Source organism: Flavonifractor sp. An112 (genome assembly GCF_002161085.1).
Taxonomy (GTDB): domain Bacteria; phylum Bacillota; class Clostridia; order Oscillospirales; family Oscillospiraceae; genus Flavonifractor; species Flavonifractor avicola.
Genome location: NZ_NFLU01000008.1, coordinates 149367 through 164920 on the forward strand (window position 1 = coordinate 149367; position 15554 = coordinate 164920).

16 protein-coding genes are annotated in these 15554 nt (G+C 60.7%); 1 reads left to right on the top strand and 15 read right to left on the bottom strand.

Going from position 1 to position 15554, the window contains the following annotated elements; translation table 11 throughout:
- Positions 1-96 precede the first annotated feature (96 nt).
- The 15 genes from tig to glyA all read right to left on the bottom strand — a co-directional run bounded on the left by tig (position 97) and on the right by glyA (position 14499).
- A complete protein-coding gene (gene tig, locus B5E56_RS09050) occupies positions 97-1530 on the bottom strand; it encodes a trigger factor (RefSeq protein ID WP_087327013.1) in 1434 nt (477 codons plus the stop codon).
- Positions 1531-1648: 118 nt separating this feature from the next.
- Positions 1649-2329 (bottom strand): metallophosphoesterase, encoded by a 681-nt coding sequence (locus B5E56_RS09055; RefSeq protein ID WP_087187895.1) that lies wholly within the window; start codon positions 2327-2329, stop codon positions 1649-1651.
- Entirely contained in the window at positions 2330-3817 is a 1488-nt protein-coding gene (thrC, locus tag B5E56_RS09060) for a threonine synthase (protein ID WP_087389425.1), read from the bottom strand.
- A complete protein-coding gene (locus tag B5E56_RS09065) occupies positions 3805-4749 on the bottom strand; it encodes a dipeptidase (protein ID WP_087389426.1) in 945 nt (314 codons plus the stop codon). The genes thrC and B5E56_RS09065 overlap by 13 nt, the downstream gene beginning before the upstream one ends.
- A gap of 15 nt (positions 4750-4764) precedes the next feature.
- Positions 4765-5136 (bottom strand): YraN family protein, encoded by a 372-nt coding sequence (locus B5E56_RS09070; RefSeq protein ID WP_087389427.1) that lies wholly within the window; start codon positions 5134-5136, stop codon positions 4765-4767.
- Positions 5133-5738 (bottom strand): ribonuclease HII, encoded by a 606-nt coding sequence (locus tag B5E56_RS09075; protein ID WP_206404965.1) that lies wholly within the window; start codon positions 5736-5738, stop codon positions 5133-5135. The genes B5E56_RS09070 and B5E56_RS09075 overlap by 4 nt, the downstream gene beginning before the upstream one ends.
- 14 nt (positions 5739-5752) lie before the next feature.
- Positions 5753-6607, bottom strand: a complete 855-nt coding sequence (gene ylqF / locus B5E56_RS09080) for a ribosome biogenesis GTPase YlqF (protein ID WP_087389429.1) — start codon at positions 6605-6607, stop codon at positions 5753-5755.
- A gap of 135 nt (positions 6608-6742) precedes the next feature.
- Entirely contained in the window at positions 6743-8737 is a 1995-nt protein-coding gene (locus B5E56_RS09085) for an amidohydrolase family protein (RefSeq protein ID WP_087389430.1), read from the bottom strand.
- Between the two features lie 366 nt (positions 8738-9103).
- Positions 9104-9445: a 50S ribosomal protein L19 gene (gene rplS / locus B5E56_RS09090; protein ID WP_087389443.1), complete on the bottom strand. Its 342-nt coding sequence runs from the start codon at positions 9443-9445 to the stop codon at positions 9104-9106.
- Positions 9446-9583: 138 nt separating this feature from the next.
- Positions 9584-10165, bottom strand: a complete 582-nt coding sequence (locus tag B5E56_RS09095; protein ID WP_087389431.1) for a site-2 protease family protein — start codon at positions 10163-10165, stop codon at positions 9584-9586.
- The gene (locus B5E56_RS09100) at positions 10166-11077 is read right to left on the bottom strand and encodes a M23 family metallopeptidase (RefSeq protein WP_242958874.1); all 912 of its coding nucleotides are present in this window, start codon (positions 11075-11077) and stop codon (positions 10166-10168) included.
- A gap of 136 nt (positions 11078-11213) precedes the next feature.
- On the bottom strand, positions 11214-12485 hold the full coding sequence (locus tag B5E56_RS09105) for a replication-associated recombination protein A (protein WP_087389433.1): 1272 nt from the start codon (positions 12483-12485) through the stop codon (positions 11214-11216).
- Positions 12486-12575: 90 nt separating this feature from the next.
- Positions 12576-12776, bottom strand: coding sequence for a helix-turn-helix transcriptional regulator (locus B5E56_RS09110; RefSeq protein WP_087187963.1), 201 nt, complete (start codon positions 12774-12776; stop codon positions 12576-12578).
- Positions 12773-13129, bottom strand: a complete 357-nt coding sequence (locus B5E56_RS09115; protein WP_087389434.1) for a DUF3796 domain-containing protein — start codon at positions 13127-13129, stop codon at positions 12773-12775. Before B5E56_RS09115 ends, B5E56_RS09110 begins: the two co-directional genes overlap by 4 nt.
- Positions 13130-13257: 128 nt before the next feature.
- Positions 13258-14499 (bottom strand): serine hydroxymethyltransferase, encoded by a 1242-nt coding sequence (gene glyA / locus B5E56_RS09120; RefSeq protein WP_087389435.1) that lies wholly within the window; start codon positions 14497-14499, stop codon positions 13258-13260.
- A gap of 138 nt (positions 14500-14637) precedes the next feature.
- On the opposite strand from glyA, the gene nth reads away from it, so the two are divergent.
- Entirely contained in the window at positions 14638-15285 is a 648-nt protein-coding gene (nth, locus tag B5E56_RS09125) for an endonuclease III (RefSeq protein ID WP_087187883.1), read from the top strand.
- Positions 15286-15554: the final 269 nt, after the last annotated feature.

The window sequence follows — 15554 nt, forward strand, 5'->3', positions numbered from 1 at the left end:
TGTCGGGGCGCCGGGCCTCCCTCTCAGAGACCCGGGCCCCGGACCATCCCCATCCTTGGGCAGGCTTACCTCAAAGTATGCCCGCCTCACGGCGTCTTATTCCTCAGTTTTCTCCTGAGCGGGAGCCTCCTCAGCGGGAGCCTCCTCGGTCTTCTTCTTGGTGGTGCGGCGCTTCTTGGGCTTCTCCTCGCCCTCGGCAGCCTCACCCTCGGCCTCCTCGACCTTCTTCTTGGTGGTCTTCTTCTTGGCGGGAGCCTTGCCCACCTTGGCGCTGTCATAGATGACCTGCTCGGCCTTCTGGATGGCCAGGCCCTTCTTCACGTCCTCAGCGGGAGCGGCGGCCTTCACCTGATCCAGCTCCATGTGGTACTCGTCGGCCAGGCGCTTATACTCGGCCTCCAGGTCCTCGTCGCTGATCTCAATGTTCTCAGCAGCCACAACGGCGCCCAGAGCCAGGTCACGGCGCACCCGCTCCATGGCGGCGGCGGCGGCCTGAGAGCGGACAATGTCGATGGTCATGCCGGTCATAGCCATATACTGCTCGAAGGGGATGCCCTGAGCCTGGATGCGGCGGGCCATATCCTCCACCATCTGGTCGGTCTCGTAGGCCACCATGGCGTCGGGGATCTCAACCTCCATGTTGTCCATGACCTGCTCCATGATAGCGGCCTCAAAGGCGCGCTTGGCCTGGGCCTCACGGCGCTCGGTCAGCTTGTCGGCCAGATCCTTCTTGAAGGCCTCCAGGGTGTCAAACTCGGACACATCCTTGGCGAACTCGTCATCCACGGTGGGCAGCTGCTTCTCCTTGACCTCGTGGACCTTGACCTTGAACACCACGGGGGCGCCGGCCAGATCCTCGGCGTGATAGTCCTCGGGGAAGGTGACGTTCACGTCCTTCTCGTCGCCGGCCTTGGTGCCAACCAGCTGATCCTCAAAGCCGGGGATGAAGGCGCCGGAACCCAGCTCCAGGCTGTGGCCCTCGGCCTTGCCGCCGTCAAAGGGAACGCCGTCCTTGAAGCCCTCGAAGTCGATGACCACGGTGTCGCCGTTCTGAGCCTCACGCTCCACGGTCACCATACGGCTGGCGCGGTTGATGTAGGGCTTGAGCTCGTTGTCGATGTCCTCGTCGGTGATCTTGACCTCTTCCTTCTCAGCGGTGAGGCCCTTGTACTCGCCCAGCTTCACCTCGGGACGGACAGTGACGGTGGCCTTGAAGGTCAGGCCGTCCTTGCCGGCCTCCAGAACCTCCACGTTGGGCCAGGACACCACGTCCAGCTTCTCCTGCTCCACGGCATCGGCATAGGCCTTGGGATAGAGCTCGTTGATGGCATCTTCATAGAACACGCCGGAGCCGAACATACCCTCGATGATCTTCCGGGGAGCCTTGCCCTTCCGGAAGCCGGGCACGTTGATCTTGTTGCGCTGCTTCAGATAAGCCTTCTGGACCGCGGCCTCAAACTCCTCGCCGCCGATCTCGATGACCAGCTGAACGGCGCTCTTTTCCTGCTTCTCGACGCTTTTGACATTCATCTTGTTAACTTCCTCCTGTCAGCCCCGGGGCCCGGACAGGGGTCCAGGACGGGGCAGCTTTCGCGTTATCCGTTATATATTATCAGATGTGCGCGGAAATTGCCATAGTTTTTTTCAATTATTCCAGGATTTTTTGGGGCTGGAACCCCACATAGTCGGCCGCCACCAGATGATAGACCACCGGACCGTACTTTCCTTCCACCGCCAAACGGTGGCTTCCGCCGTGCAGGTGGCCGTAATAACAGGCCTCCACCTCATACTTTTCAAGCAGCGCGATGATCTCCGCACAGCGGTAGCCCTGATACAGGGGCGGGTAGTGGAGAAAACACAGCTTCTTCCTCTCCCCCGCCGCCTTCAGGGAGGCCTCCAGCCGGATCAGTTCCCGGTTGAACACCTTCTGGTCCCCTTTTTCCTCGTAAAACCAGCCCCGGGTGCCGCACAGAGCGTACTCACCGTATTCGTAGCAGTTGTTGTGGAGGATCTTCAGGGTAGAAAAGCCCTTCTCGGCAAAAAAGCGGTTCATCTTGGATGCGGTATTCCACCAGTAGTCATGGTTGCCCTTGAGCATCAGCTTGCGGACGCCGGGCAGGCTGTCCAGAAAGGCAAAGTCGGCCTCCGCCTCCTCCAGGCTCATACCCCAGGACAGATCGCCACACAGCACCACCGTGTCCTCCGGGCCTACCGCCTGAAAGCCCTCCCGCAGCTTGTCCACATAGCCCTCCCAGCCGCCGCCAAATACATCCATGGGCTTGTTGGAGGCCAGGGAAAGGTGGGTATCGCCAATGACAAACAGGGCCATTTACTTGAGCATCTCCAGCACCTGGTCCACCATGTGCTCCTTGGAGACGGTCTGGCTGAAGCGCACGCTCTTATTCTTGAGGGCAGCCAGAGGAGCAGGCACGGGCACGCCGGTGAGCTCGGCCAGCTGATCCAGGATAGCGGTCCCCTCCGCCAGCTCGGTGACGCCCAGGGCACCCAGCACGCTGTCGCAGAACTTGAAGGGGCTGGCGGTAGACACCACCACAGCGGGGGTCTCGTCGCCGGTCTCCTTCCGGTACTGATCCAGCACGTCAAAGGCAACAGCGGTGTGAGGATCGATGAGGTACTGGTGCTCCTGCCACATCTGACCGATGACCTTCTGGGTCTGGGCATCATCACAGCAGCCGGCGGCAAAGATGCGGCTGAGCTTGGTCTGGATGGCGGGGCTTACCTTATACATTCCCACGGTGTTCAGCTGGTTCATATAGCCCCGCACCTCGGCATCGTCATGGTTGCTCAGGGCAAAGAGCATCCGCTCCAGGTTGGAGGAGATCAGGATGTCCATGGAGGGGGACATCGTATTGTAGAAGGTGCGGTTGCGGTCGTACTGACCGGTGCGGATGAAGTCGGTGAGCACGTTGTTGGCATTGGAGGCACAGATCAGCTTATTGATGGGCACGCCCATCTCCTTGGCGTAGTAGGCCGCCAGGATATTGCCGAAGTTGCCGGTGGGGACGCAGACATTGATGGGGTCCCCCTTCTGGATCTTCTCGTCCCGCAGCAGGTCGCAGTAGGCCGAGATGTAGTAGACGATCTGGGGCAGCACCCGGCCCCAGTTGATGGAGTTGGCGGAGGACAGGAAATACTCCCGCTCTGCCAGCTGCTCCCGCAGGGCCTCATCGGAGAAGAGCTTCTTCACGCCGGTCTGGGCATCGTCGAAGTTGCCCACCACGGAGCAGACTCCCACGTTGCCGCCCTCCTGGGTGTTCATCTGCAGCTCCTGGATAGCAGACACGCCGTCCTTGGGATAGAACACCAGAATGCGGGTGCGGTCCACGTCCCGGAAGCCCTCCAGGGCAGCCTTACCGGTGTCGCCGGAGGTGGCCACCAGAATGCACACCGTCTTGGACTCCTGATTCTTCTTCAGGGAGGCGGTAAGCAGGTAAGGCAGCATCTGCAGCGCCATATCCTTGAAGGCGCAGGTGGGGCCGTGCCACAGTTCCAGGCAGTAGGTCTTGTCGTCCACCTGCCGGACAGGAGCCACCTCAGGTACGTCAAACTTGGCGCCACCGTAGGCCTTGCTGGCAAAGGAGGTCAGCTCGGAGGAGGTGAAGTCGTCCAGATAGGAGTTCATCACAAAGACCGCCCGCTGCTGGTAGGACATATCCCGCATGGTATTCAGGCCGTTGGGAGACAGCTTGGGGAACACCTCGGGGGTCATGAGGCCGCCGTCGGCGGCCAGTCCCCGGGCAATGGCCTGAGCTGCGGTGCAGCGGTCCTGTTTGTTTCTCGTGCTTACATAGTACATACTTTGCTCACTACCCTCATCAGATTATTGAAGAACAGATCCTGCACCAGGGCCAGGCCGTAGCCCCGCTCCAGCAGGAAGTGGTAAAGCCGTTCATAGTCCTGGACTCCGGCCATGCTGCCGGCCAGGGGGCTGCATCCGTCCAGATCGCCCCCCAGGGCGATGTTTTTCTCGCCCCCCAGCTCCAGCCAGTGGTCCAGATGGGCGGCAATGGCCTCCAGATCCGCCTTACCGCCCACAAACTCAGCGTAGAGGTTCAGTCCCGCCACGCCGCCATGCTCTATTATGGCAGTAAATTGCTCGTCGGTCAAGTTCCGGGGATGAGAAAACGCAGACCGGCTGTTGGAATGACTGGCAAAAAAGGGACCGGACAGGGTGTCCGCCACATCCCAGAAGCCCGGGTCGGACAGATGGGACACATCCACCAGCACTCCCAGCTCCTCCGCTTTGCGGACAAAGGCCTTTCCCTGAACGGTCAAGCCCTTGTCGGTGTCCTCTGCGTTGGTGCCGCCCAGAGCGTTGGCCCGGTTCCAGGTGGGATTGACCGCCCGGACACCCAAAGCACAGGCCTCCTCCAGCCGTTCCACAGAACAGTCCAGCAGCTCTGCCCCCTCTACAGACAGGAAGGCAGCCATCTTTCCAGCCGCGAAAGCCTTCTCCGCCTCCTCTGCCGTCCGGCAGTGGGTAATCACAGAGGCGTTGGCCTCCATTTCCCGGGAAAAGAGCTGGTATTCCCGCTCAAAGGTCTCCCGGGGTATAAGCCCGGGGAAATCCTCCGGCTGACCAAAAAGGGCAAAGAATTGAGCGTACCGGCGGAAGGCTCTCCCCCGCTCCAGATCCACATGATAGGAATTGCGGCCAAAGCCGCCCCCCTCCAGGCAGCATTTCAGCACCGTATCACAGTGTCCGTCAAAGACGTCGATCTCCGGCAAGGCACCCGCCTCCTTTTAAAACGCATTTTCCCAATAGTGAAACTCCGGTTCCCGGGTAGCCATGCCCTGGGGCGCATACAGCTCCGCCACGTCGAACCGGGGCTGGAGCCCCATATCAGGGTGCTCCGCCAACCAGCACTCCGCCGTGGTACGCAGCTTCTGCTGCTTCCGCCGGTCCACCGCCGCCCGCCCGGGGGCAAAGGAATCATTCTTCCGCAGCTTCACTTCTATAAAGCATAAATACTTGTCAGTCGTTGCAATCAGGTCGATTTCTCCAAACCGGCAGTGATAACCGGCGGCAACGATGGTATAGCCCCGCTGCCGCAGCAGCTCCGCCGTCTTGGCCTCCCCCCAACGACCCAGCAGCTTGGCCTCTCCCCCGCTCATAGCTTTTTCAGGAAGGTGCGGCGGTGGATGGGACAGGGCCCGTACTGCCGCAGCCGTTCATAGTGGAGTTTTGTGGGATATCCCTTGTGCTGCTCAAAGGCGTACTGGGGGTACTGTTCCGCCATCTCCTCCATGTACCGGTCCCGGCTCACCTTGGCCAGAATGGAGGCGGCGGCAATAGATGCCGACAGGGAATCTCCCTTTACAACTGTTGCGTGGGGCGTGGTGACGGCTCCGTGCTTTCCATGGTCCCGGTTACCGTCGATGAGGGCGAAGTCGGGCTTGACGCTCAAGCCGTCAATGGCCCGCTGCATGGCGTTCATCCGGGCGCTGAGGATGTCGGTTTCATCGATCTCCTCCGCTTCCACCCATGCCACGCTCCAGGCCTGGGCCTGCTCTATAATCAGATCGTAGAGCTGATCCCGCTTTTTAGGAGTCAGCTTTTTGGAGTCATTGAGGCCGGGGATCACCAACTCCCGGGGCAGGATCACCGCAGCGGCGTACACCCGACCGGCCAGGGGACCAGCTCCCGCTTCGTCGCAGCCACACACCAGTTCATGGCCCTGGGCCCAGCAGTCCCGCTCCAGTTCCCACAGATCCATATAGTATATCTCCTTTACACCTCTTGGGGAGTCTCCAGGGTAAAGTTACCCAGCTTGCCGCTGCGGTACTCCTCCAGCAGCACCCGGGCCATACGCTCGGTGTCCACCTCGCCGCCGGAGATCAAGAAGCCCCGCTTGCGGCCGCAGGCCTCCAGCAGCTCCCAGCCAGCTAAACCGGGCTGGGGCTCCACCTTGTAGCGGTCGGTGATGGCCTGGGGATACCGCTGTCCCAAAATCTCCATCAGGTGGCAGGCCAGGGTCTCCCGGTCCATGATTTCATCCTTCACCGCCCCGGTAAAGGCCAGGTGCATTCCGGTGATCTCGTCCTCAAACTTGGGCCAGAGAATGCCGGGGGTGTCCAGCAGGTCCAGGCCCGGGTCCACGTTGACCCACTGCTTGCCCCGGGTGACGCCGGGCTTGTTGCCCGCCTTGGCGGACTTCTTTTTGGCCACCTGATTGATAAAGGTGGACTTGCCTACGTTGGGCACCCCTACCACCATGGCCCGCACAGGGCGGCCTACCAGTCCTTTTGCCTTCCACTGCTCGATCTTGTCCTTCAGGGCGGACTTGATAGCGGCGGAGAATTGATTGACTCCCTTGCCGTCCCGGGCGTTGGTCTCCATGACCCACCAGCCCCGCTGGCGGAACCAGTCCCCCCACACCTTGTTCATGGCCGGGTCGGCCTGATCCGCCCGGTTGAGGATGATGAGCCGGGGCTTGTCGCCCACAATCTCATCGATATCCGGGTTGCGGCTGGAAATGGGAATGCGGGCATCGATGATCTCCGCCACCAGGTCCACCAGCTTCAGATCCGCCTGGATCTGCCGCCGGGTCTTTGTCATATGGCCGGGATACCATTGGATGTTCATGCTCCCGCCTCCTTTGGTTCGGTTAGAATCAATTTTATGCTCCATTATACACAAGATATAGTAGTTTGAAAAGAGCAAACACGCACAAAAAAGCGGCTCCGGATCAATCCGGAGCCGCTTTGCGGAACAGAGAATTTACTTGAGCCAGCCGACAGAGACACAGGAGCTGAGGCCGTACCAGGTCACGTTGCGGCCCAGACCCTCAAAGAGGGCGCGCACACCCACATACTCCACGCCGTCCACGGTTTTGACGGGCAGGGTGACCGACTGGTCGTCCAGCTTGATGGTGACCATGCCGTCGGCCTTGGTCTGGGCGGCGCTGAGGCCGTTCACCGTATCGTTGAGGGGCACATAGATGGTGCCGGGCTCAACGTACAGCTTGCTGTTGTAGGTCAGGGGCAGGCCGTTCCACATGATGGTGGGCTGGGACAGGTCCTTGGTGTACACCACTTCCCCGCCGGAGACGGTGGTGAGCACCTGGATGTCCTTGATATCCTCGGCGGGGCAGTTCATGTAGTCCCGGTCAATGACCACGAAGTCGGCCAGCTTGCCCACCTCCAGGGAGCCCTTGATGTCCTCGTTGAACTCGCCGTAGGCCGCCCAGATGGTGAAGGAGCGCAGGGCCTCCTCCCGGGTCATGCACTGCTCGGCATGCCAGCCCTCGGGCGGCTCGCCCAGACGGTCCTTGCGGGTGACCGCGGCATACAGGCCATGGTAGGGATTGACCAGTTCCACGGGGGCGTCGGAGCCGTTGATGATGATACTGCCGCTGTCAATGATGGTGCGCCAGGCGTAGGCGCCCTTCAGCCGCTCGGCGCCGATGCGGTCCTCGGCCATCAGCATATCGGAGGTGGCGTGGGTGGTCTGCATGGAGGGCAGGACCCCCATATCAATGGCCCGCTGGATGTCTTCCAGGGTCAGGATCTGGAAGTGCTCGATGCGCAGGCGGGGATCCTCTCTGGGATTCTCCTCCATCACCCGCTCATAGGCGTCCAGCAGTTGGTGGTTGGCGCCGTCGCCGATGGCGTGGCTGCCCGTCTGATAGCCGTTATCATAGGCCAGCTTCACCAGCTGGTACATCTCCTCGTCGGAGGATCTGTAATTGCCCAGATGACCGGCCCGGTCGCTGTACTCCTCCAGCATGGCGGCGGAGCGGGCCCCCAGGGAGCCGTCGCTGAACAGCTTGACCGCCCGGACGTCCATGTGTTCATTATACAGACCGTCCTGAGGCTTATTGTTGCGCAGATAATCGGCCTGAGCCCCCTCGGTGGAGGACAGGGACATCAGAATATAAACGCGCAACTTCAGACTGCCGTCCTCATACAGGGGCTTGTACACCTCGTTCAGGGTCTCCACGGAGGTGCCGGCGTTCATGGCCGAAGTGAGCCCGTAGGAGAACAGCTGATCCTGGGCCAGCAGCAGGGCCTGCTTCTGCTCCTCGATGGAGAACGCGGGGAGCAGGGCGCTGATCGGACTCATGGCGGTATCGGTCACACAGCCCAGCAGTTCCCCGTCCTCCGTCTTCAGATACTCGCCGCCCTGGGGATTGGGGGTATCCTTCGTGATGCCCGCCAGCTCAAAAGCCATGGAGTTCACCCAGCACATATGGCCGTCCGCCCGGGTGAGGTACACCGGGTTGTTGGGGGCCACCGCGTCCAGCTCCTCCTTGGTGGGATAGTCGCTGTCCTCCCACACGGTGTTCATCCAGCCCCGGCCGCGGATCCACTCGCCGGGCTGGGCCGCGTCGGCCGCCTCCTTCACCGCGGCCAGAATGTCCTCCTTGGGTTTCCAGAAGGCATCGATCTGAAGCAGGCTTTCACCAAGACCGTTGATATGCATATGGCCCTCGATCAGGCCGGGGATCACGGTGTTGCCGCCCAGATCCACCACCTTGGTGCCGGCGCCGATGTAGGCCTCCACACCGGCCTCATCGCCCACATAGACCAGCCGGTCGCCCTTGACGGCAATGGCGCTGGCCACGGTGAACTCCTCATCCACCGTATAAATATTGCCGTTGCGGTACACACTGTCGGCGGGCTCAGGGCCGGCCGCAGAGGCGGGGAAGAGGGAGAGAAGCATGGTAAGTGCCAAAATCGTGCCAAGAATGCGTCCAAAGCCTTTGCGTGACATGAATTTCGCCTCCTATTTGATTCTTCTTTCTCAGTTTCCCGGTGTGCGCGATTGGGCCTGTCCTCCTTTCCTCTTGCTCTTGCCTATAGCGTACCATGAAGCATTTTCTTTTGCAAGACGGTTTTTCAAAAGTCCATTTATGCCTCTGTATTCCTCTATTCTGTCTGAAACCATTTAAAAACCTTAAAAATATTTCAGTTTCTTTATGAATTATAACCAAAACAAGAACATCAAACTTCGCCGTTCTCAATTTACCGATGCATTTTTGTGCAAGATGGCAAACAGTTTGCGTTTTCTAACTATTTTTAGACATAAAAAAAGAGAGAGGCAGCTGCCTCTCTCCTTTTTCGGATAAATCCAATGCGATTAGATGCGCTCCTTAACCTTGGCCCTCTTACCCACGCGGTCACGCAGATAATACAGCTTGGCGCGGCGCACCTTACCCTTGCGGACGATCTCGATCTTGTCCACAGCGGGAGCGTGGATGGGGAACACCTTCTCCACACCAACGCCGTAGGACACGCGGCGAACAGTGATGGTCTCCTCGATGCCGCCGTGCTTCTTGGCGATCACGGTGCCCTCAAAGACCTGGATACGCTCGCGGTTGCCTTCCTTGATGTGCACGTGCACACGGACGGTGTCGCCCACATTGGCCACGGGGGGCTCAGCCTTCTGATACTTGGCGCTGAAAGCCTGCATAAGATCCATTTGATTTTCCTCCTGTTGATAGGCGTTCTTACCGGCCATATTCCCGCCGTCCTTCTCTGGACAGCAGCCGCAGAGGACCGCCCTTTATTGAGTCCGATATAGTATACCATGCCCCACCACAAATTGCAAGCAGATTTTTCATTTTTTCTTGGTTTTCCGCAGCGGGATGGCAGACAGCCACAGAGCAACCAGCAGCAAGGTCAGGTTGCCCTCCCCTACCCGCCACAGCAACAGCGCCCCCATGGTCAGGCCCATGGACAGCCCAACGGAAAGCAGGCCCACCACCGGCTGTGCCCAGTCCTCCCTGCCCGCCAGGGTCAGCAGGCAGCTCAGCGCCCGGCCTCCGTCCAGCGGCCCCACCGGCAGCAGATTAAACAGGCCCAGAGCCAGATGGAGGCCGGTAAAGCACCACCAGGCCTCCCCCAGTCCTGAACAGATCCAGGCGCACAGCAGATTGACCGCCGGTCCGGCCAGGGCGGCCGCCAGCTCCCGGGCGGGGCCCAGGGGACAGCGTGCAGACAGGGCCATCTCCGCCCCCACGCAGGAGAGTTTCAGCCGGGCCACTCTGCCTCCCAGCAGCCGGATGGCGGCATAATGGCCCAGCTCATGGAGGGCGCAGGCCGCCAAAGCCTGGGGCACCAGCGTCCCGCTGTCCAGATAGTACAGCAGGGCCCACAGCAGCAGGGCCCCTGCCGTGATCTCCACACGCCCCCATCTCATTCAGTTGGTCTCGATATAGTAGATGGGATTGATCCGCACCCCGTTGAACCGCAGCTCCAGATGCAAATGGGGTCCGGTGGTGTTGCCTGTGTCGCCGGACAGGGCCACCGTGTCCCCTGCCTTCACCGTCTGGCCCTGACTGACCAGCAGCTGACTGCAATGGGCGTAAAAGCTCTTCACCCCGTTGGCGTGGCTGATCTGGAGGTAGAGGCCGTACTGATCGGGGTCATCGCCGATATAGTCTACCACCCCATCGGCAAAGGCCTTGACCTGGGTACCGGTGTTCACTGCCAGGTCTACTCCGTTATGGAACTTCTCCTCCCCGTCCACCGGGTGCTCCCGCCAGCCAAAGGGTGAGGTGAGCACCCCCATCACCGGGCTCACTGTCTCCCCCACATCCAGCCGGTACTTATCCATGGAGGTGTTGTCCGGCAGAGCGGGACCGGTGTAGTCCACGTGCTCCACCGCCGGTTCCGGGGTGGGAGTCGGCTCTGGGGTGACCTCCGGCTGGGGCGCCGGTGTGGCGGCCACCGCCGGGGTCGCCTGGGGGTCGATCTTCAGCCCCAGGGTCCCGGTGCCTTCCTGACGGCCAAAGCCGCTGAGCCAGGCAGCCTGGGCGGCATAGAGGGCGTTCTCCCCCGCCGTTCCGCCGGTCTTGGCCTCTTCCCCGCCCAGCATCTGGCTCCAGGCATCCCCCAGGGTATCCAACATCGGCTCTCCCTTGGAGATAGACTGGCCCAGGTCGGCAAAGACCGCCTGAAAATCCGTGTCCCCCCGCAGCAGGCCCAGCACCTGCTCCCGCAGGTCGGAGATCCGCTCCGGGAAGATCCCTTTTCCGATAAATACCGCCAAAAACAGTGCCAGACAGACCACCAGCTGGGTGATCCGCCGCCTCTCCCGTGGGCCCAGCACTGTTTTTCCCTTCTTTTGTCCCGTTCTTCTGCTGGCAACCCTGCTTCGCTGCTCTCTCATGCCGGCCCGCATCCCTTCTGTATGAGTGTGGGCTATCTATATGCGGCAGAGCAGTGGTTTATGCGGACAACCCGATTTAAGGTTTGCCCCCCATGATGGCGTCCCAGTACCGTTTGGCGGCCTGTTCCACCTTGTTATCTCCGTATTGATAATAGTGACTGCCCGCCAGGGCGTCGGGCAGATACTGCTGTTTCACCCAGTGGTTGGGGAAATCGTGGGGGTAGATGTACCCCTGCTCCCGCTCCATCCCGGCCGAATCGGCGTGGACGTTCTGCAGGTGCCGGGGATAGTCCCCCGTCTTGCCCTTGCGGATGTCAGCCTGGGCAGCGGCAATAGCCTTGTACACCGAGTTAGATTTAGGGGCGGTGGCCAGCAGGATGGCCGCTTGGGCCAACGGCAGCCGTGCCTCAGGCAGACCCAGCTGGAGGGCGTTGTCCACCAGAGCCTTAACGATGAGGGCCGCCTGGGGATAGGCCATGCCTACATCCTCGCTGGCCGAGCACAGCAGCCGCCGGATTGCAGTGATCAGATCCCCCGCCTCCAGCAGCCGGGCCAGATAGTGGCAGGCGGCATCCGGGTCGGAGCCCCGGAGGGACTTCATCAGGGCGGAGGCAATGTCGTAGTGGTCGTCCCCCTCCCGGTCATACCGCATGGCAGAGCGCTGGGCCACCGTCTGGGCATCGGCCAGAGTGACAAGGAGCTTTCCTTGCTCCCGCTTGGCGGAGTTGAGGAGCAGCTCCACCGCGTTCATGGCCTTGCGCACGTCCCCGCCACAGGCGGAGGCGATATGCTCCTTCACGCCCTCCTCGCACACTACCTCGCCCTCCAGCCGCTCCCCCATGAGTCGGATGCCCCGCTCCACGGCGGGCAGCACGTCGGCGGCAGTGAGGGGCTTGAATTCAAAGACGCTGGAGCGGCTGAGCACCGCGTTGTAGACATAGAAGTAAGGATTCTCAGTGGTGGAGGCAATGAGGGTAATCTTGCCGTTCTCCATGAACTCCAGCAGGGACTGCTGCTGCTTCTTGTTAAAGTACTGGATCTCATCCAGATAGAGCAGCACCCCGTCGGGGGCCAGCATGGTGCCGATCTGAGCCATAATCTCCTTGATGTCGGAGATGGAGGCGGTGGTGGCGTTGAGCCGGTGGAGGGGCCGGTTGGTGCGCTTGGCGATGATGTTAGCCACCGTGGTCTTGCCGGTGCCCGATGGGCCGTAAAACACCAGATTGGGGATGTTGCCCCCCTCAATGATGCGGCGGAGCAGCCCTCCCTCCCCCAATATGTGGCGCTGGCCCACCACCTCATCCAGAGACTGGGGCCGGATCTCGTCCGCCAAAGGCCGGTATGTCATGGGAACGACCTCCCTTAAAAGCAGAATGGAGCGGAATTACTTCCGCTCCATTCTAACACACGTTCGATTGACCGTAAAGAGAAAATGCCCCTATTCCTCTGTGACGGTAAAGACCTTTTCAATGGACACACCGAATACCTTGGCGATATTCCAGGCCAGTACCAGAGAGGGATTATACTTTCCCTTTTCCAGATTGCTGATGGTTTCCCGCCGGACCCCCACCCTTTTGGCCAGCTCCTCCTGACTGAGTTCCAGCCGGGCCCGGTGCTCCTTGATCCGATTGTATATCATGACCGGGTATACCACCATTCCTTACAACTGCTCCAGAAGTCGGACAAGGCGTATACCGCAACCGCCACGCCCCAGCCCAGGGCAAAGGCCGGATACAGCCCTTCTCTGGTGCCCCCTCCCAGCAGCAAGCAGCCAAGGGCTGCCACCACAGAGACCGTCATACCTGCAAAAAAGCCCAAGGCCGCCGAGCGCTGGATCCGCCCTTCCTCCATTTCATCCGCCCGGACAAAGAAATACTGGAAGTCCACCGCAAAGGCGAAGAAACCCAAAAAGGCCCGTTCCGGCGTGAATACTCCCACAAAACCCAGCAGAGACAGTAAGCCGATCAGTCCATACCACCGTTTGGTCTTCATCTCATTCCCCTTTATATGTGTGATGTATTTCGCTCATCTTGTGATAAATATACCATATCATAATTTACCTGTCAAGCTGGATGGGTGGACGCAACAAGGCCGCCCGAAGGCGGCCTTGTGGAACGTTCTTATTCGTACAGGGGGTATTTGGCGGTGAGCTGGGCCACCTGGGCACGCAGGTTCTCCTGGTTGCCCTCGAAGTTGGTAGCGGTCTGCCACATGACCTGGGCAATGACCTTCATGTCCTCCTCTTTAAAGCCCCTGCTGGTGGCGGCAGGGGTGCCCACCCGGATACCGGAGGTGACAAAGGGCTTCTCGGGGTCGTTGGGGATGGCGTTCTTGTTGACGGTGATGTTGACCTCGTCCAGGCGGTGCTCCATCTCCTTGCCGGTGAGGTGGGCGGGCCGCAGGTCCACCAGCATCAGGTGGTTGTCGGTGCCGCCGCTCACCAGATCGAAGCCCTCCTTCAGCAGGGCGTCCGCCAGGGCGGCGGCGTTCTTCACGATCTGCTGCTGGTAGGTCTTAAACTCAGGCTTGAGGGCCTCGCCCAGAGCCACCGCCTTGGCGGCGATGATGTGCTCCAGGGGGCCGCCCTGGCTGCCGGGGAAGATGGCGGAGTCGATCTTCTTGGCCAGCTCCTCCTTGCACAGGATCATGCCGCCCCGGGGACCCCGGAGGGTCTTGTGGGTGGTGGTGGACACCACGTCGGCATAGGGCACCGGGTTGGGATGGAGCCCGGCGGCCACCAGACCGGCGATGTGGGCCATATCCACAAAGAGGTAGGCCCCCACCTCATGGGCGATGTCGGCAAAGGTCTTGAAGTCGATGATGCGGGGATAGGCGGAGGCGCCGGCCAGGATCATCTTGGGCTGGTGCTTCTTGGCCAGATCCCGGACCTGGTCGTAGTCAATATACCCCTGCTCATTGACACCATAGGCCACCATGTTGTAGTTCTTGCCGGAGAAGTTGACGGGAGAGCCGTGGGTCAGGTGGCCGCCGTTGGCCAGATCCATGCCCAGCACGGTGTCGCCGTGCTCGCACAGAGCCTGATACACAGCGAAGTTGGCGTTGGCGCCGCAGTGGGGCTGCACATTGGCGTGGTCGGCTCCGAAGAGCTGGCAGGCCCGCTTGCGGGCGATCTCCTCCACTACGTCCACGCACTGGCAGCCGCCGTAGTACCGCTTGCCGGGATAGCCCTCGGCATATTTATTGGTGAGCACCGTACCCGCCGCGGCCAGCACCGCCTGGCTGACGAAGTTCTCAGAGGCGATGAGCTCAATGTTGCGCTGCTGCCGGGCGTACTCCGCCTCAACGGCCTGACCTACCTCCGGGTCCTGGGCGGTAAGAAACTCCATGATATCCTTGACCAATGTCTGTCGCCACCTTTCAAAATTTTAGCGATTTAACTCATTATACCGGATGATTCCCAAAATTACAATCGTCACCATAGGAAAAACCCTCTCGTTTTTTGCTGCGTTGTGTGTTATATTGTCTAACGAGGTGATCCTATGAAAGACCATCAGGATGTCATTGCCATTGTGGAGGAGCTCAAGCGCCTCTACCCCGACGCCCTGTGTTCCCTGCAATATCCCAAGCCCTATGAGCTGCTCTTCGCCGTCCGTCTGGCTGCCCAGTGCACCGACGAGCGGGTCAATATGGTCACGCCCGCCCTGTACGCCCGCTTCCCCACTCTGGAATCCCTGGCGGAGGCCGACGTCAGCGAGGTGGAGACCTACATCCACTCCACCGGCTTCTTCCGGGCCAAGGCCCGGGACATCGTGGCCGCCGCCCGGATGCTGGTGGATGTGTACGGCGGCGTGGTACCCGACAATATGGAGGACCTGCTGAAGCTGCCCGGCGTGGGCCGCAAGACCGCCAACCTGATCCTGGGCGACGTATACAAGACCCCCGGCGTGGTGGTGGCCGACACCCACTGCATCCGCATTACCGGCCTGCTGGGCCTCACCGACGGCACCAAGGACCCGGTCAAGACCGAGATGCAGCTGCGGAAAATCCTTCCCCCGGAGGAATCCAGCGACTTCTGCCACCGGATGGTGCTCCATGGCCGGGCAGTGTGCGTGGCCCGGCGGCCCGACTGCCAAAACTGTACCCTGCGGCCCTGGTGCGATCATTTCCAGAAGAGCGTTGGAGATTAAGCCGATTAGTTCCAAATAGTTTTGCCCTGTTGGGCGAGTGCCTTTCTGTGCGGACAGAAAGGCACCAAAGAACCGTCAAAGGGGAGAGGGATTTCGATTTCCCTCTCCCCTTTGAAATCCCCTCTCCTTAAAACGACCAATCAGGGGGGAGACTGCGGTCTCCCCCCTATTGGATGTACCCCCCCTGGGGACGGGCCGATGAGGACATCGGCCCCTACATCAATCTTGGAAGTCTGTTTGTAGGGGCGGGCGCCCACACCCGCCCGCCC